Source organism: Mesorhizobium silamurunense (assembly GCF_014843905.1).
Lineage (GTDB): Bacteria > Pseudomonadota > Alphaproteobacteria > Rhizobiales > Rhizobiaceae > Mesorhizobium > Mesorhizobium silamurunense.
Genome location: NZ_LPVS01000103.1, coordinates 38,965 through 54,939, shown reverse-complemented (window position 1 = coordinate 54,939; position 15,975 = coordinate 38,965). Strand labels below are relative to the sequence as shown.

The window sequence follows — 15,975 nt, the reverse complement described above, 5'->3', positions numbered from 1 at the left end:
TTATAGTTTACGGATGATCGAGGTTCGGCAGACCGACGAATTCAGAAAATGGCTGCGGGACCTCACGGATATCCGAGCTGCCAGAAAGATCGCTCAGCGGCTCATCCGCGTTGAGGCCGGCCTGCTGGGAGACGCCAAGTTCTTCGAAGGCATCGGTGAGCTTCGGATCGACTATGGACCGGGTTACCGCTATTCATCCGGCGCGGCAACACGGTCATCATCTTGCTTTGCGGAGGCGACAAATCCTCCCAGGACAGAGACATCAGAAAAGCCAAACAGATGGCAAACGAGGTTTGACATGGCTCTCAAAACCACACCATTCGATGCCGCTGAATATTTCGACGACGCAGAGTCCCAGGCTGAGCTCCTTGTAAATGCGTTCGAGACCGGCGACGCAACCTATATCGCCCATGCGCTCGGCATCATCGCTCGCGCTCGCGGCATGACAGCCGTCGCGAGGGACGCCGGCGTAACCCGGGAAGCGCTTTACAAGGCGCTGAGCGAAAAGGGCGATCCGCGCCTCAGCACGCTCCTGGGAGTCACCAAGGCGCTGGGTCTCCAACTTTATGCCAAACCGACCAATCCCGATTCCCTCAGGACGTGAAGGATCGGGAAGCAACCGTTAGCCGGGCCCATTCCACTCGATATCCCGCGTCGACGCGACCTGCAGGCTGATGCGCTGGCGCCAGGCCACGCCGGCGATCTCGGCAAGCGCCGGCCATTGCGCCTTGACCGGTGCCGGGTCGCCCGGCCAGTCGAGCAATTCCTGACCATCGCGCATCGCCTTCCGGAAGCGAACGAGACCACCGAATCGCAAAGCCGCCGGCAGTCCGTAGACCCACATGGCAAGCCGCACCGTTTGCGGTGCGACCACATCGGGTATGACTTCCGGCCCGTGCCCCAGGACGGCATCGGCAAACCGCGCCGGATCGCGGAAGAAATGCAGGCCGCTCACGGCGCGCGGATTGCATTCCAGCGGCAGCACGTTTCCGTCCGCCTCGCACATCAGGTCGAAGGAAATCTGCCCGGTCCAAGACGTGCCGGCGACGATGCGCTCGACAAGCTCGCGCGCTGCCCCATCTTCGACTCGTTCGAAGAAAATGCCGGCGCCCTTGCCGGCGCGATAGAGCGAACGATAGAGCGCCAGCGCCTTGAGCCTGCCCTCGCGCGCCACCGCATAGGCGCTGATCTCGTCGCCATCGACGAAACGTTGCGCAACCCATGGCATGGCGGGCGAGGGGGCGATCGCATCGAGAAAATCCGGTGTCGGACGCAGCAGCACTTGGCTGGCGAAGCGCGACCAGACCGGCTTGAACACCAGTCCGCGCGAGCGGCCGCGCACGGCATGCAGATCGGCGGTCGATTGTAGCAATACCGTTTCCGGCACTGCCAGCCCGAGACGCTCGGCCAGCCGGATGAAGGCATGCTTGTTGTGGACTTCCGCCAGCAGCTCGATGCCGGGCGCGAATAGCTGCGCCAGCATGGCCCTGCTGTGCCAGGCCAGCGCGAGATGAAAAACCTCCTCGCAGGTCGGGATGACCAGCCCTATGCCTTCCTCGCGAACCAGCGCCTCGACCGCCTCGGCATAGGCCTCAGGCTCGAAACGCGGCGGCGGCAGGCGATGGTAGCGCGCGCAGGCCCTGCTTGCGGCGGCGATCGGGCGCGCCGGCGTGTCGGCCAGGATCACCCGGCGGCCAGCGCCGTCGAGCAGGCGCGCCAGATGCAACGCCACCGGCGCCCGCGCTCCGGTGATCAGCACGGTCTTGTCAGCCCCCGGCATCAGGTCTCGCGATCGTTTCCGTCGCGAAGACCGTTGCGCGAAATCGGCGGACTTGGCAATTGCGCTACCTCCCGCCAACCGGCAGCGCGCGCTGGACGACATTGAGGAAGAAGCGGATGCCGATTGGGACGATGGCGTCGTTGAAGACGAAGCGGTCGCCATGCAGTCCCGCGCCCGGGCCGACATCGCCGGCGCCGATCCATACATAGGCGCCGTCGCCGACGCCTTGCAGCAGGAAGGCGAAATCCTCGCAGCCCATGCTGGGCTGGAACTCCGTCGCGACGCGTTTCGCACCGACCGTGTCCGCGCCCGCCAAGGCCGCGAGCGCCGCGCCGTTTGGCGGGTTCACCACCGGTGGATAGCCGAGCTTGTAGGTGAGTTCGGCGCTGGCGCCGTGCATCGCGGCGGTGGCTTGCGCTACGCGCTCGATTTCGTCCGCGCAGTGGTCGGAAAGCGCGCGGTCGTAGAAGCGGCAGGTGCCTTCGACCTTGACCTCGCCCGGCACGAAATTGTTGAAGCGGCCGCCATGGATCTGCGTCACCGACAACACCGCCGGCGACAGCGGATCGATGCTGCGGGAGACCAGCCGCTGGATCGCGGTGACGAAGCTTGCCGCCGCAAGCAGCGGATCGTCGCCCAGATGCGGCATCGCCGCGTGGCAGCCGCTGCCGCGAAAGACGATCTCGAAATCGTCGACGGCCGCCATCTGCGGCCCGGTGCGCACGCCGATATGGCCTTCCGGAAAACCTGGCCAGTTATGGACGGCGAAGACCTGCTCGACCGGGAAGCGCTTCAGCAGCCCGTCCTCGATCATCTTCTTGCCGCCGCCAAGCACCTCCTCGGCCGGCTGGAAGACGAACACCACCGTGCCGTCGAAGCTCTCGCTTTCGGCCAGCAGCTTAGCCGCCCCGAGCAGCATCGCGGTGTGGCCGTCGTGGCCGCAGGCATGCATGACACCGTCCTTGCGTGAGGCATAGGCCAGGCCCGTTGCTTCCTTGATCGGCAGCGCGTCCAGTTCGGCACGCAGCGCGATCGCCTTGCCGCCCGCGCCTCTGGTCAGCGTCGCGACAAGCGCGGTGGCACTGACATCGGTGTGGACGGTCAGGCCGAATTCTTTGAGCTTCGCCGCGACGAACGCTGCTGTCTCATGCTCTGCGAAGCCGAGTTCCGGATTGGCGTGGATCGCTTGCCGCCAGCCGATCACCTCGGGCACGATGGCCGCTATCCTGTCGTTCTTCCGCATTGTCCGTCTCCGTGTTCGAATGTGCCGATCTAGCCTGCGTCGTCGGCTGGCGTCTTGAACGGGATTGACGGGCAGGGCGGTTTCGCGAAAGGCTGCCTTCATGAGCGACGCCAGCGAGCAAACGGAACGCGAAGCGGCAAGGCTGACGCAGCATGAAGGCCTGGGCGGTCTCGAAATGCTCGCCGCCCGCTATCGCGACCATGCCTATGCGCTGCACACCCATCCAACCTGGGTGTTCGGCGTCGTGGTGGCCGGCGTCGAGAAGCTGCGCATCGGCCGCCGCCAGCATCTGGCGCCGGCGGGCTCGATCATCATCGTCAATCCGGAAGAGCCGCATGACGGTGAGAAAGGCGTTGCCGCCGGCTGGGCCTACCGCACCTGCTATCCCGATGCCGTGCTGATGGCCGAGATCGCCGAGGATCTGGAACTGCCGGGATTGCCGATGTTCGGCGAAGGCATTGTGCTCGCGGCCGATCTGGCGCGGGCCTTCGTGCGGGCGCATCGCCTGGCAGGACAGGCGCTGGAACAGGAAGCGGCGATGCTGGCGGTGCTGCGCGAACTGGTGAGCCGCTTCGGCGACGGCAAGCGCCGCGACCGCGCGTCGGGCGGCGGGAAAACGGCGCGGCGCTTCCGCCTCTATGGCGAACTGATCGCCGAGGACCTTGCGGCCTGCTTCGACCTCGCTCGATTGGCTGCTGCGGCGGGCGTCACCCGCTTCCAGGTCATCCGCGACTTCCACCGCGCCGCCGGCATGACGCCCGGACAATATCTGCGCGACCGCCGCATCCGCGCCGCCTCGACGCTGATCAAGACCGACATGCCGCTGGCCGAGATCGCCGCCGCGACCGGCTTCGCCGACCAGAGCCATCTCACCAGGGTGTTCAAGACGATCAAGGGCTTGTCGCCGGGCGCATGGCGCGCCGCGACGTAAGCCCAGCGTTTCGGTGTTGCTGCGGTGGACTACAGCTTCGCCTTGATGCGTTTCATCTTGCCGCTTGCATAATCGCCGTAGCGCAGCTTCGACTTGCCGTGCCGATCCTTGAATGTATACCACTCGCCGTCAGGCAACTTGCGTTGATAAACGACCTTGCCCGCCTGGCGGTGCTCGAAGCAGGCCATGGACTTCTTCGATCCCCATGTGCCGTACCACGTCGCGCGATAGCAGAGCTTGCCGCCGCCCGGAATGAACCATATGCCGTCGCCATAGCCCGGCTTGCCCTTGTCGGAGGTCCAGGCGTCGAGCTGCCGCTGCTTCACCGCAAAAAAGGCGGCGCCGTTCTTGCCCCATAGCCACGAGTGGTTTTGATATAGCTGGTAGACGCCCCCGTCGGAGACGACGGCGGCCTTTGACGCCTGGGCGTCGACCTTGTCCGCGGCCTTGGCCATCGCAGGGGCCTGCGAGCCGACAGCAAAAACGGAGCAGGCAAGCACCGCTCCGACAAATTTATACAACACCCGTTTCACGCCTTTACTCCGCCAACTGATTTACGCCACGCCTAGACCCGCCTCCAAAGCCGGGCTTTGGAGTTTGTCACTCTTGAACTTGAAGCTGGAGCCCGTCCCGGAGGTGCCGGAACGGGCACGGTCTCTGCGGCCTTACGGCAGGACGTGCTGGGTCACCCGCCAGTCGGGCAGCCCATAGCCGTTCAGCCACGGCCACGTCTCCTTCTGGTTGAAGTAGACCACCGAGGTCAGGGCCGGGAACTCCGCATAGGACTTGCGGGTTTCTTCCGCCCACTTCGTCACATAGTCCTGCTTTCCGACATAGCCGAGCTCGGCCACGATCACCGGCTTGTTGAATTTCGCGACACGGTCGTAGCCGGGCTTCAGGGCCTCGGCAAAGGTCCGGTCGCGACCGGCTTCATCGTTGTCCTTCTTCTGCAGGCCGAACACCGACAGGCCGATGACGTCCACATAGTCATCGCCGGGATAGTATTTCTCCAGGCCTTCCATCCCCTTGGGCGACCACATGTATTTGGCCGCGGGCGCGGCCTTGCGGCAGACATCGACCTCGCGCTTGTAGGCGGCGATCCAGTCCTTCGGCGCCCAGTTGGCCCAGGTGAAGCGGCCGTTGGTGTCTTCCATTTCCTGCGCCCAGCGGATCGTCACCGGGCTCTTCATCTGTCCGACCAGGTTGCAGATGGCCTGCATGTTGGCGTCATATTTGCCGCCCAGGATGCCGTTGCGCAGTTCCGGCGGCGTGATGCGCCAGTCCTTCGACCAGGTCCATGGTTCGATGGTGATCAGCAGCGAGCGCCCGCGCTGCAGAGCATAGGCGTCGGCCAGCGGCAGCGTCGAGAGATCGACGTCTTCCCAAGGCAGGAAGAGCTCTTCGATGGTGGCCGATTTGTCGTTGCTGAAGTCGCCATAGGGATCATAGGAGCCGAATGCCGACGCGGCCGAACTCGTCTGCACCGGGTCCGTTCCCACGGGCGATCCTGCCGAAGCCGGCAAGGCCAGGCTGCCGCCGACGATGAGCACTGAAAAAAGTGCGGTTGCTGCGGAGTATTTCATACCCGACCTCCCATAGCTTCAACATAGGACGTTGAAGCTCGCCACAGTGTGCCGACAGGAATCGGCACGCTAAACCCAGACAATCGGTCAGCCGACGTGATCTGCGGTTTTTCTGAGCGACTGGGACCGGCACACTTTTGGCGTGAGGCTGCCCATCAGATCATCCCTCGGGGCGCCTATACCTTGGAGCCCGGGAGACTGTCGCCGCGATACTCACAAATTCGCGTCAACATTACGATATTAACCCTTCCTGATATAAGAGCCTATGCTGGGCCAGAGTCAAGTGCAATTAACCGTTACTTAACCATATCGGCACGACATGGTTAACGCCATGGTTGTGATAGAGCCGTCGTTGGTCAGACACCGCGCTCGTCGGAGACCTTGGACCGGCGCACCAAGCCCGCAAGGGGCCGCCGGGGGTGAGACTGAGGTTAACCAGTTCTCAAGAAGCTTGGTTAACGCAAGCTTAATTCTGTTGACTCTCCATTAGGAGATGCTGATTCTGCCGTGGGATCTGAACGCTTTCGGCCGCAAGGGCGGGAGCGGAAGCGGCGGCGGGTAGTATGAGCGTTTCGGTGGGTGCCGGCATTGTCGGCGGCAGCAAGGGGCGTGCGGGTCAGTCGGGCGGGGCCAACGCCGGCTTTGGCCCGAAAGGCGCTTATCTGCTGCCTGTTCTATCGTCCAGGCAGCAATCGATCCTTCGGCTCGGCCTCGCATTCTGGATTGTCACGCTTTTCTTCTTCTGGTCCTGGTGGCTGCGGCCGCAACACATCGAGCACATCGGACCCTATGCCTTTGCCACCCTCGTGCTAGCCTGGCTGACGCTGATGCCGATGTATTTCCTGCTCAACGTTCATGCCTCGCGGAAATCCTCGAAGCTGCACACCATCCCCAAGCGCTCGCGCGTCGCCATGGTGGTCACCAAGGCGCCGTCCGAGCCGTTCGCCGTCGTTCAGCGCACGCTGGAGGCGATGCTGGCGCAGGATTATCCGCACGACACCTGGCTGGCCGACGAGGATCCGGCCGAGGAGACAATTCGCTGGTGCGATGCGCATGGCGTGCTGGTTTCGACGCGGCGCGGTCGCGAGGACTACCATCGCAAGACCTGGCCGCGCAGGACCCGCTGCAAGGAAGGCAATCTCGCTTTCTTCTACGATCACTACGGTTACGAACGCTACGATTTCGTCGCGCAAATGGATGCCGATCACGTGCCGTCGCCGAGCTATCTGCGGGAAATCCTCTATCCTTTCGCCGATCCTTCCGTCGGCTATGTTTCAGCACCCAGCATCTGCGACAACAACGCCGACGAAAGCTGGGCGGCGCGCGGCCGCCTGTTCCCGGAAGGCATGTTCCACGGCCCCCTGCAATCCGGCCATACCGGACGCGGCGCGCCGCTCTGCATCGGTTCGCACTACGCCGTCAGGACGAAAGCGCTGCGCGAGTCCGGCGGACTTGGCCCGGAACTCGCCGAGGATCATTCCACATCCATGCTGATCAATGCCGCGGGCTGGCGCGGCGTGCACGCCATCGACGCCATAGCCCATGGTGACGGCCCTCAGACTTTCGCGGATCTCGTCACGCAGGAATTCCAGTGGTCGCGAAGCCTGGTGACGATCCTGCTCGAATACACGCCGCAATACTTTCACAAGCTGCCGCCGCGGCTGAAGTTCCAGTTTCTGTTTTGCCAGCTCTGGTACCCGCTATTCGCGCTGTTTGCGCTGATGATGTACGTCATGCCGATCTATGCGCTGTCCACGGGACGCAACTTCGCCAACGTCATGTACGCCGACTTCATCTTCTATTACCTGCCCAATTCGGTGGCACTGGTCGGGCTGGTGATGATGCTCAAGGCTTTCGGCCTGTCTCGGCCCCTGACCGCCAAGACGCTGAGCTGGGAGGGTACGCTGTTCCTCTTTTTCGCCCGTTGGCCTTGGGTGTTGTGGGGGACGCTGTCGGCGATCCGCGACTATGTGACGAAATCCTTTGTCGATTTCCGCGTCACCCCTAAAGGCAGCGGTCCGAAGCACCTTTTGCCCGCGCGGGTATTTGTGCCCTACGTCGTCCTGGCGATCGGGGCGGCCCTGCCGGTGCTGCTCGTCAAGCACCCCTTCGACGCCACCGGTTTCTATTGGTTCGCCGCCTTCAATGCCTTCCTCTACGGCCTGCTCGTCGTGGTCATCATCGCCAAGCACATTTCGGAGAACAGGATATCGCTGCGCACCAATGCCACGAAATTCGCATTGCACGCTTCGCTCGCGCTGCTCGCGCTCGGTGTGCCGGTCGCGGGCTTCTACGATCGCGGACTGGAGGGCATCTATGGGCTGCAGCAGGGTGCCGGCGGCTTCCGCATCGTCAGGATCGCCTATGTGATTTCAGGCGCCGGCATGGGCGACATCGGTTCGCGCAAATTCTACTTCGACCCGGGCTGGGAAACCCCGCGCTAGAGCAATTCCAGGAAAAGTGTGTAACGGTTTTCCGTCCGGAATTGCGCAAAAAACAAAAAGATAGAGCGGTTCGCCGTTTCCGTGAAACAGTGAACCGCTCTAGGCCTTCCACGTGCACGCCTGAACTGAAGTCCTGGCCAGCGACCGGCTGCCGGCGGTCGCCAGAAAGATTCAAATTTTAATAATAATCGATCGAGCGCGGAAAGACGGCGCTCATCGTGTCGTTTGCATGAATTTTAATAAGTCTCCTCTAATATTGCTCGCATGAAGTAAGTGGCGATAGGCCGCTTGCAGGGCGCGGAAAGAAGCAGAGAAAAAGTATATTCCAGCGCTCCAGAGAATTATTTCACGGCAGGGGACGACAATGAAGAAATTCATGGATGGCGCAGCGGTGCTCGCCAAGAAACATGCCCGCGTCTTTGTCGCTATTGCGCTGGTCTCGATGGTGTCCGGTTGCCAGAGCATGGATGCGGGCAAGACCGGCTCGATCGCCGGCAACAAGCCAATGGCGAACGCGCTCGGCAAGAAGGTCCATTACGTCAAGACGAAGCGGCTCTACCGGGCCCATCATCGCAAGCCGTTGACGCAGACGACCAGCGTGACGCGCGTCAGGGAAGAGGCCTATGCAGCCTTCGTGCGGCCGCAGCGCATCCGCACGCCGGCGTCGGTCAAGGTGTCCTACAGCCTTGGCAGCGTTGGGCCGCTGCTCGGCCACTCGCCCTGGATTTGCGGGCCGAGCGGCTTTGGCCAGCGCTCTGCCTGCCGCGCGCGCTGAACCGACACAGGCGTTCCCTTTAGCTTGGCCGCCAGCGCCCGGCTCGCCTATGTCGAACTGATGGAACGAAAATCCGTTCGGCCGGCGAGCCGGCCGCCTTCATGGCTGCCAATGAAGCCGGCGGCTCCGGTCACGAGGGTGGTCATGCGCGGGCCTCGAATGAGGACAGCGGCGGGATCATTTCCGTCGCGGGGCTTTCTTGGCTTCCGCCGGCGGGCTCGGCCAGCGCCAGCCATCGCCTTCGCCATGCGCGGGCTGCGGGCGCGCCACATAGGCGAGTGAGACATTCGCCTCGAGATAGACGCGCGACAGCATCTCGGCGAGCACGCCCGACGTCACCATCTGCAGGCCGGCGATGACCAGGAAGAAGCCGGTGAACAGCATCGGGCGCGTTCCGATGTCCTGTCCGAAGAACACCTTCAGGCCGAACAGATAGGCCAGCACCAGCGAGCCCAGCACGCCGAGCACGATGCCGATGCCGCCGAAGAAATGGCCGGGCCTGGTGCGGTAGCGCATGAAGAAGAACATGAAGACGAGGTCGAGCACCACGCGGAAGGTGCGCGAGATGCCGTATTTCGACTGGCCGTGGATGCGGGCGTGATGCGTCACCACCTCCTGGGCGATGCGGCGCGGCGTCGTCACCGTCGCCAGCCAGGCAGGGATGAAGCGGTGCATTTCGCCATAGAGGCGCACGCTGCGGATGACGCTGCCGCGGAAGACCTTCAGGCTGCAGCCATAGTCCTTCAGCCGCACGCCGGTGACGCGCGCGATCAGCGAGTTGGCGATGCGGGACGGCAGCCGGCGCATCCAGAAACCTTCCTGGCGGTTCTTGCGCCAGCCGGCGACGAGGTCGAGGTCCTCGGTCAGCAGGCGATAGACCATGCGCGGAATGTCGAACGGATCGTTCTGCAGGTCGCCGTCGAGCGTCGCGATGACGTCGCCGCGGGCGGCGTCGAGGCCTGCCTGCATGGCCGCGGTCTGCTTGAAGTTGCGCACCAGCTCCACGCCATGCACATGCGGTCCGTACTCAGCCGCGAGCCTGCGGATTTCGTTCGGCGTGGCGTCGGTGCTGCCGTCGTCCACCAGCACGACTTCCCAGGGCTGGCTGTAATTCTCCATCGCCTGGTGGATGCGCACGATCAGCGGCTCGACATTGTCGGCTTCGTTGTACATCGGAATGACGATGGAAAGCTTGTGCTCGGGCATGACGGCGCCCTCGGGCAGTCCCGAGACAGGAATGGGAAGCACGTTCATGGCGGTCATTTCCTTGCGGGCCCCGTGGCCGGCCTGTCCGGCAGCGTCGATTTCGAGGGAAACAGCCAGGCGATCGCACCGGTGGCGACGGCCGAGCAGAGGATGAAGAGGTGCAGCGCAAGCGCTGCCTGCAAGCCGTCCTTCATGGCGATGCCGGAATAGAGCAGTGCCGCCGCGGCGCCCGCCTCGTAGGTGCCGAAACCGGCGACGCCCTGCACCGGAAGGATGGCGGCGGCCTCGGCTCCGACGGCGCCGGGAAAGGCGGTCTGGAAGGAGGTGCCGAGCAGCATGGCGAGCAGCCACCCCTGCACGGCAAGCTTGAGCGTCCAGTTGGCCACCGTCCACCACCAGCCGTAACGGGAACGCCCCGTGGCTTCGGTGAAGATGTCGCGCAGCTTGCCGAGCTTCGACACGATCCTGCCGCGCCCGGACCAGTCATGCGGCGCGCGCGCCCAGCGCGGCAGGTACCAGGCGGCGGCAATCAGCGCCGCGATGCCCGCTGCCCTGAGCGCCGGATGCAGGCCTGGCCAGACCAGGCAGGCAAGCACGCCGACCACGAAGGCATCCTGCAGCCTGAACCACAAAAGCGAAGCGCTGGCGCGCACGATGGAAATGCCGAACACCTGGCGCAACAGGATCGGGAAGGCGGTTTCGCCGCCGCGGAACGGCACCACGTTGATCATGGCGTTGTGGACCAGGATGACGCGCAGGCAGGCGCCGAAGCGGCCGTTCACCTCGTCGCGGAATTCGTCGCAGACGCGCAGCGCGCGCAGCACATACGTGACGAACAGCGCCAGCGTCACCGCGGCAAAGGCGCCGGGCGTGATGCTGGCGAAGGCGTCGCCCACCATCTTCCAGCGCGAGTCACCAGCAAGCCATGCCAGCAGCGCTAGGGTGACGATTATCGAGAATGCTCGCTTCAACCAAGTCTCCGATGGCGTCGCCCGCTACGTTCCGGCGGCCCGCCGGCCGCCGGCAAAAGGCCGCGCCGCGCCCGCCCGTGGCGTGCGGTCTCAAACCGCGGCTCCATCACGGGCGGGTGATCCTATAGACCAGCAGCTTGTCCGAATCCACAAGCTTGGTTCCGGTCCTGTCGAGGTAGTCGATCACCCCGTCATGGTGCTCGATGAATAGCCGGTCCTCCTTGTCGGCCGCTTCCTTGGCGGTGCCGAAATAATCCGCGCCCTGGGCGCGCAACTCTTCGAGCTGGGCGATCGCGACAGCGTCGTTCTCGACGAATTTCGACCATTCGACATCGCCGCCGCCGGGCGGGAACACCCAGCCGCGCGCGCGGCTGTAATAGACCGCCACGGGATCCCCGACCTCCGGCGCGATGGCGACGACAAGTTCGCCCGGCCGGACCAGGCGCGCCAGCTCCTCGCCAAGCAGCTTGCCGTTCATGGCGACCGGCGCCTTCATCGTCTTGAGCAGCGGGAAGGTTGAAAGCACGAGCGCCAGCGCCGCGATGCAGATCGAGCGCAGCACGACCGCCGGGGTGAGCGCGGCGCCGGTGCCGAGCGTGGCCAGCACCAGCGCGCCGCGGCCGCAGAACATCGCGAACGGCACATGGAAGATGTGATAGTTCCATGGATTGCTGGTGATCTCGCGCGCCGCCGCGAGGTAGACGATTGTCGCCGCGGCAAGCCAGACATAGGGCACGCCCGCAAGCACGCGCTCGCCAGATTGAGCAGGCCTCGGCGGCATCCAGAAACCGATGGCGATCAGCGCCATGAACGGATAGCCGTAGAACCACCAGACGGACGTGTTCCACACCGACTTGAAGTAGAAGTTGTTCCTGAAGAACGTCCAGAAGCCGGAATCCCAGATATAGCCGCTGCCGGCCACATGGTATGGCGGGTAGGAGCGCCCGAGATAGATCGCCCAGCTGAAATAGGCGGCGATGACGGCGAGGCTGATCAGTCCGCTGACAAGCACCCGGGCCGCCCGCTTGTATCGCCGTTCGAGGATCCAGCACACCATCAGGTAGAAGATGACGGCGCCGGCGGCCAGCCCGGGCGGCTTTGCGAGCGCCCCCAGCGTGAAGCTCGCCGTAGCCAGCGGCAGCAGCCATGCCTTGCCTCCGGCCCAATATCTGGCAAACAGCCACACGCCGAACGTGACCAGCGCCAGCATCGAGGGGTCGGGCAGGAACGAGCTGTCGATCATCGCCGGGCCGGGCATCAGCGCATAGGCAAGGGCGGCCGCGTGCGCGTGTGCCTCGTCCCAGCAGAGCGCGGTCAGCCTGTGCAACGAGAACACCGTCACCATGCCGAACGTCGCCGCGACCATCCGGCCGAACCAGTCGTGCCAGCCGAAGAGCTGGTAGAGCAGGGCGGTGAGATAGCTGACGATCTGGAATTCCCGCCCCTGGTAGCTCGGCCCGGGGCCGGTCCAGCTCACCTCGGGAAAGAAGATGTTCCAGCTGTTCCGCTGGAAGTTGTCGGCCATCATCGCGGTGCTCGTCTCGCGCCAGCTGAAAGCGTCGACGAGCGGCTGGGTGATGTTGTGGAAACGGGCGATTGCGGCCACCAGCAGGATGGCCAGCAAAATCAGCGTATGGACCTCGATACGCACGCCGGGCATGCCTCGCCGGCGAGGCAGCGCCACGCCTGCGACATCAGCCGTTTCCGTGTTGCCGGTCATCTTGAGCCGCTCCCTCCCGCCGCAGCTATTGTGGCACGTGATCGCCAGTAACTGTAAAAATATCACAAGATTGTAATACCCATGGTTAAATAACGGCTTGTCACGATCACTTGGGTCTGGACTCTGTTGACATAGCGCCTTGCTGGGCTGTTAATGGCTTCAAGGGCGCTCACCGTGCCGCCATCGGGCAGACGGCGCCCGGGCATCGTGACGGACCGCGGAAAGCCCGAAGAAACATCTTCCACATCATGGTTACTCGACCCGGTTGGCTTGGGGTTCGAGAGGGGGCTATTGACATGCGATCGCGCATCGGAACGACAGTGAAAACCATATCCCGATCGGAGCCGGGCAGGGGACAGCGCCGGTTCGCCAGCCGCGGCTGGCTCGTGTCCCTCATGGTAGTTTGCGGTCAGCTTGCTTTTTCCGGCACCGCCGGCGCGGCGAACAACGCGCCCACCGTCGAAGCCGCCGCCAAGCCCGAAATCGCGCCGACGGCCTTCGAATTGCAGCTTCTTTACGCCGACCGCACCTGGAACTGGAAGAACGGTGCGGCCTATTTCGGTCTCGACCGGCGGCTGCAGGCTTGGACGGCCGGTCAGGACAAGCCCGCCGTCGCCGAAGGCCGCTGGCTGTTGACCGACACCGGCAAGATGTGCATGGAGCTTGCCTGGAGATCCAAGACCTACACCACCAAGCCGCAGCGCACCTGCTACAGCCACCGTATAGAGAGCGGCAACATCGAGCAGCGCAAGGATCCGGACGGCGAGTGGTACGATTTCAAGCACGCCAAGGACGATCCCGCCGACGAGCATAAAAAATTCCAGGCCGGCAACACCAAGGGCGCGCAGTTCGACGAAACCCGCAAGCTGGTCGACAGCAAGGGGTAGGAGCCGACACCTGGAGCGGGTCGGCAATCCGATAGAAAGCCTAACCGCTTCGGCTTGCGCCCGAATAGAAGAGGCTCGCTGAGACAAGCCCTCAACCCAGCTCAGCGAGCCCACGCCCCGACACAGTACTTACGGGGACGACAGCCAGCCTTGCGGGCTGGCGTTTTTCAGCGGCGTTCGTGCCGCGCGGCGCGCGCTTTGCGCGCGAGACGGTGGCGGACGCGTTGAAAGCCTTCGGCTTCAGGGCCGGCTGCAGCCCGAAGAAGGGCGCGGCTGTCCTGACGATGGTGTCGATATCGGAAAGTTCCGCCACGAAGCCCAACTGCTCGCGTGCGAGGCTGGGATCGGCGAACAGTCCGGCCGGATCGCCCGGCCGGCGCGGTTTGTAGGCGACCGGGACCGGCCGGGCCGTGATGCGGCCGACGGCCTCGAGGATCTCCTTGATCGAGATGCCCCGGCCGGTGCCGAGATTGACCGACAGGCTGGCGCGGCCCGCCTCGAGATGCATCAATGCCATGAGATGCGCGCGGGCGAGGTCGCTGACATGGATGTAGTCGCGCACGCAGGTGCCGTCTGCCGTCGCGTAGTCGGTCCCGAACACCTCGATCGCCTCGATCAGGCCGGACGCCGCCATCAGCACCCTCGGAATGAGGTGGGTTTCGGGCGTATGCCATTCGCCAAGCTCGCCTTCGGGATCGGCGCCGCAGGCGTTGAAGTAGCGAAGGATCGCATATTTCATGCCATAGGCCGCGGCGCAGTCCTTGATGATCTCTTCGCCCATCAGCTTGCTGCGGCCATAGGGGCTGATCGGTTTCTGCGAGGAGGCTTCACTGACCGGCAGCGCCTCGGGCACCCCGTAGGTCGCGCAGCTCGAGGAAAAGATCACCTTGTCGATGCCGTTTGCCCGCGCGGCGTCCAGCACCGCGATGGTGCCGCCGACATTGGTCGAGTAATAGTCCGCCGGTTCGCTGACCGACTCGCCGACATAGGCGAGGGCGGCGAAGTGGACGATCGCCCGCGGCTGGTGGCCGTCGATCGCCCGCTGCAGCGCCTCGCGGTCGCGGATGTCGCCGACGACCAGCGGACCCCAGGCGACGGCGTTCTCGTTGCCGCGGCTCAAATTGTCGTAGACCACCGGCAGGTAGCCCGCCGCCGAGAGCAGCTTGCAGGTGTGGCTGCCGATGAAGCCGGCACCACCCGTCACCAGAACGGGGCGGCGGGTCGTCATGCCGTTGCCTCCCTGGCGGAAGATGCCTGGACGGCGCGCGGGGCGACAAACCGGCGGCCGCCCGGAAGGGCGTCGAAATAAGACGTGGTGTGGGCGAGCCCCTCGCTCAGCGCAACCTTCGGCTCCCAGCCGAGATGCTGCCTGGCAAAGGAGATATCGGGCTTACGCTGCCGGGGGTCGTCCACCGGCAGCGGCCGGTGCACGATACGCGAGCGTGAATTCGTATAGTCGATGACCGACTCGGCCAATTCCATGATGGTGAACTCGACGGGGTTGCCGAGATTGACCGGGTGCTGGGGGGGCACTGCGGCGTTCATCAGGCGCACGAAGCCTTCGATCAGGTCGTCGACGAAGCAGAAGGAGCGCGTCTGCGAGCCGCTGCCATAGACGGTGATGTCGTCGCCGCGCAGCGCCTGGACGATGAAGTTCGACACCACGCGGCCGTCGTCGGGCTGCATGCGCGGGCCATAGGTGTTGAAGATGCGCGCGACGCGAACATCGATGCCGTATGTGCGCGAGTAATCGAAGAACAGCGTCTCGGCCGACCGCTTGCCCTCATCGTAGCAGGAGCGCGGGCCGTGCGTGTTGACGTTGCCGAAGTAACCTTCCGGCTGCGGATGCACCAGCGGGTCGCCATAGACTTCCGAAGTCGAGGCCTGGAAGATCTTGGCGTTGTGGCGTCTGGCGAGCTCCAGAAGGTTGATCGAGCCGAGCACGCTGGTCTTGAACGTGTGGATCGGATCAGCCTGATAATGCGGCGGAGAAGCAGGGCAGGCGAGATTGTAGATCTCGTCGACGGCAAGATCCGTGGGCAGCGCATCGATGATGTCGTGCCTGATGCAGGTGAAGGACCCGTCTCGCGCAATTCCGGCTAGGTTGTACCCCTTGCCGGTGTGGAAATTGTCGAGCGCGATGACCTCATGTCCGTCGGAGAGAAGCCTTTCGCAAAGATGCGACCCTAGAAATCCGGCTCCTCCGGCAACCAGGGCGCGGCCTCGATCATAATTGCCCCCCCTGCGACGTCCCCCCGTGTCGAGCTTCAGAACCTTGACCCTACTCATGGCTTCCTCATACGCGCCGCGAACACCATCCCATCGCGGCAAGGCAAATCGCCTCACCACGTCAGGAAAACACGACGACGATTTCCGCTCGCACGGAATCGCCACCACCGATGTGTTTTTTTCTGAGTTCGCGGAGCTCTTGCTAT

General features: G+C 64.0%; 14 protein-coding genes. 5 read left to right on the top strand and 9 right to left on the bottom strand.

Translation table 11 applies throughout. The features are described from left to right. Positions 1–13: 13 nt before the first annotated feature. Positions 14–604: an addiction module antidote protein gene (locus AU465_RS37530; protein WP_312891336.1), complete on the top strand. Its 591-nt coding sequence runs from the start codon at positions 14–16 to the stop codon at positions 602–604. Between the two features lie 18 nt (positions 605–622). Here AU465_RS37530 and AU465_RS30850 read toward each other — a convergent pair whose 3' ends face one another. Next, entirely contained in the window at positions 623–1,780 is a 1,158-nt protein-coding gene (locus tag AU465_RS30850) for an ATP-grasp domain-containing protein (RefSeq protein ID WP_192256430.1), read from the bottom strand. 64 nt (positions 1,781–1,844) lie between these two features. Beyond that, positions 1,845–3,023 (bottom strand): amidohydrolase, encoded by a 1,179-nt coding sequence (locus AU465_RS30845; RefSeq protein ID WP_192256428.1) that lies wholly within the window; start codon positions 3,021–3,023, stop codon positions 1,845–1,847. Between the two features lie 100 nt (positions 3,024–3,123). On the opposite strand from AU465_RS30845, the gene AU465_RS30840 reads away from it, so the two are divergent. Beyond that, the gene (locus tag AU465_RS30840; RefSeq protein ID WP_192256426.1) at positions 3,124–3,954 is read left to right on the top strand and encodes an AraC family transcriptional regulator; all 831 of its coding nucleotides are present in this window, start codon (positions 3,124–3,126) and stop codon (positions 3,952–3,954) included. A 29-nt stretch (positions 3,955–3,983) separates the two neighbouring features. Here the strand turns inward: AU465_RS30840 and AU465_RS30835 are convergent, their stop codons facing one another. After that, complete coding sequence (locus tag AU465_RS30835; RefSeq protein WP_192256424.1) at positions 3,984–4,487, bottom strand: DUF995 domain-containing protein; 504 nt, start codon at positions 4,485–4,487, stop codon at positions 3,984–3,986. A gap of 132 nt (positions 4,488–4,619) precedes the next feature. Beyond that, positions 4,620–5,537, bottom strand: coding sequence for a glycoside hydrolase family 26 protein (locus AU465_RS30830; protein ID WP_192256422.1), 918 nt, complete (start codon positions 5,535–5,537; stop codon positions 4,620–4,622). A gap of 563 nt (positions 5,538–6,100) precedes the next feature. Here AU465_RS30830 and AU465_RS30825 point away from each other — a divergent pair. Together AU465_RS30825 and AU465_RS30820 are read left to right on the top strand one after the other, a co-directional pair. Then, positions 6,101–7,981 carry a glycosyltransferase family 2 protein gene (locus AU465_RS30825; protein WP_192256420.1) on the top strand — a complete coding sequence of 627 codons (1,881 nt, stop codon included), beginning with the start codon at positions 6,101–6,103 and terminating at the stop codon, positions 7,979–7,981. A 364-nt stretch (positions 7,982–8,345) separates the two neighbouring features. Next, positions 8,346–8,756 carry a hypothetical protein gene (locus tag AU465_RS30820; protein WP_192256418.1) on the top strand — a complete coding sequence of 137 codons (411 nt, stop codon included), beginning with the start codon at positions 8,346–8,348 and terminating at the stop codon, positions 8,754–8,756. Positions 8,757–8,933: 177 nt separating this feature from the next. Here AU465_RS30820 and AU465_RS30815 read toward each other — a convergent pair whose 3' ends face one another. From AU465_RS30815 to AU465_RS30805, 3 genes are all read right to left on the bottom strand, one after another. Further along, positions 8,934–10,010 carry a glycosyltransferase family 2 protein gene (locus tag AU465_RS30815; RefSeq protein WP_192256416.1) on the bottom strand — a complete coding sequence of 359 codons (1,077 nt, stop codon included), beginning with the start codon at positions 10,008–10,010 and terminating at the stop codon, positions 8,934–8,936. Between the two features lie 5 nt (positions 10,011–10,015). Continuing rightward, positions 10,016–10,933 carry a lysylphosphatidylglycerol synthase domain-containing protein gene (locus AU465_RS30810; protein ID WP_192256414.1) on the bottom strand — a complete coding sequence of 306 codons (918 nt, stop codon included), beginning with the start codon at positions 10,931–10,933 and terminating at the stop codon, positions 10,016–10,018. A 106-nt stretch (positions 10,934–11,039) separates the two neighbouring features. Then, positions 11,040–12,593, bottom strand: coding sequence for an ArnT family glycosyltransferase (locus tag AU465_RS30805; protein WP_246506574.1), 1,554 nt, complete (start codon positions 12,591–12,593; stop codon positions 11,040–11,042). A gap of 455 nt (positions 12,594–13,048) precedes the next feature. Here AU465_RS30805 and AU465_RS30800 point away from each other — a divergent pair, with 455 nt between their 5' ends. Next, positions 13,049–13,540, top strand: a complete 492-nt coding sequence (locus AU465_RS30800) for a DUF995 domain-containing protein (protein ID WP_246506572.1) — start codon at positions 13,049–13,051, stop codon at positions 13,538–13,540. A gap of 91 nt (positions 13,541–13,631) precedes the next feature. On the opposite strand, the gene galE is transcribed toward AU465_RS30800, so the two are convergent. Together galE and AU465_RS30790 are read right to left on the bottom strand one after the other, a co-directional pair. Then, on the bottom strand, positions 13,632–14,768 hold the full coding sequence (galE, locus tag AU465_RS30795; RefSeq protein WP_192256402.1) for a UDP-glucose 4-epimerase GalE: 1,137 nt from the start codon (positions 14,766–14,768) through the stop codon (positions 13,632–13,634). Then, entirely contained in the window at positions 14,765–15,829 is a 1,065-nt protein-coding gene (locus tag AU465_RS30790) for a UDP-glucuronic acid decarboxylase family protein (RefSeq protein WP_192256400.1), read from the bottom strand. Before AU465_RS30790 ends, galE begins: the two co-directional genes overlap by 4 nt. Positions 15,830–15,975: the final 146 nt, after the last annotated feature.

Excerpts from the sequence above, each read along its gene's own strand:
- AU465_RS30790 (WP_192256400.1), bottom strand. The coding sequence starts at position 15,829 with ATGAGTAGGGTCAAGGTTCTGAAGCTCGACACGGGGGGACGTCGCAGG.
- AU465_RS30845 (WP_192256428.1), bottom strand. The coding sequence starts at position 3,023 with ATGCGGAAGAACGACAGGATAGCGGCCATCGTGCCCGAGGTGATCGGC.
- AU465_RS30840 (WP_192256426.1), top strand. The coding sequence starts at position 3,124 with ATGAGCGACGCCAGCGAGCAAACGGAACGCGAAGCGGCAAGGCTGACG.
- AU465_RS30820 (WP_192256418.1), top strand. The coding sequence starts at position 8,346 with ATGAAGAAATTCATGGATGGCGCAGCGGTGCTCGCCAAGAAACATGCC.
- AU465_RS30815 (WP_192256416.1), bottom strand. The coding sequence starts at position 10,010 with ATGAACGTGCTTCCCATTCCTGTCTCGGGACTGCCCGAGGGCGCCGTC.
- AU465_RS30800 (WP_246506572.1), top strand. The coding sequence starts at position 13,049 with ATGGTAGTTTGCGGTCAGCTTGCTTTTTCCGGCACCGCCGGCGCGGCG.
- AU465_RS30805 (WP_246506574.1), bottom strand. The coding sequence starts at position 12,593 with ATGCCCGGCGTGCGTATCGAGGTCCATACGCTGATTTTGCTGGCCATC.
- AU465_RS30825 (WP_192256420.1), top strand. The coding sequence starts at position 6,101 with ATGAGCGTTTCGGTGGGTGCCGGCATTGTCGGCGGCAGCAAGGGGCGT.
- AU465_RS37530 (WP_312891336.1), top strand. The coding sequence starts at position 14 with ATGATCGAGGTTCGGCAGACCGACGAATTCAGAAAATGGCTGCGGGAC.
- galE (WP_192256402.1), bottom strand. The coding sequence starts at position 14,768 with ATGACGACCCGCCGCCCCGTTCTGGTGACGGGTGGTGCCGGCTTCATC.
- AU465_RS30830 (WP_192256422.1), bottom strand. The coding sequence starts at position 5,537 with ATGAAATACTCCGCAGCAACCGCACTTTTTTCAGTGCTCATCGTCGGC.
- AU465_RS30850 (WP_192256430.1), bottom strand. The coding sequence starts at position 1,780 with ATGCCGGGGGCTGACAAGACCGTGCTGATCACCGGAGCGCGGGCGCCG.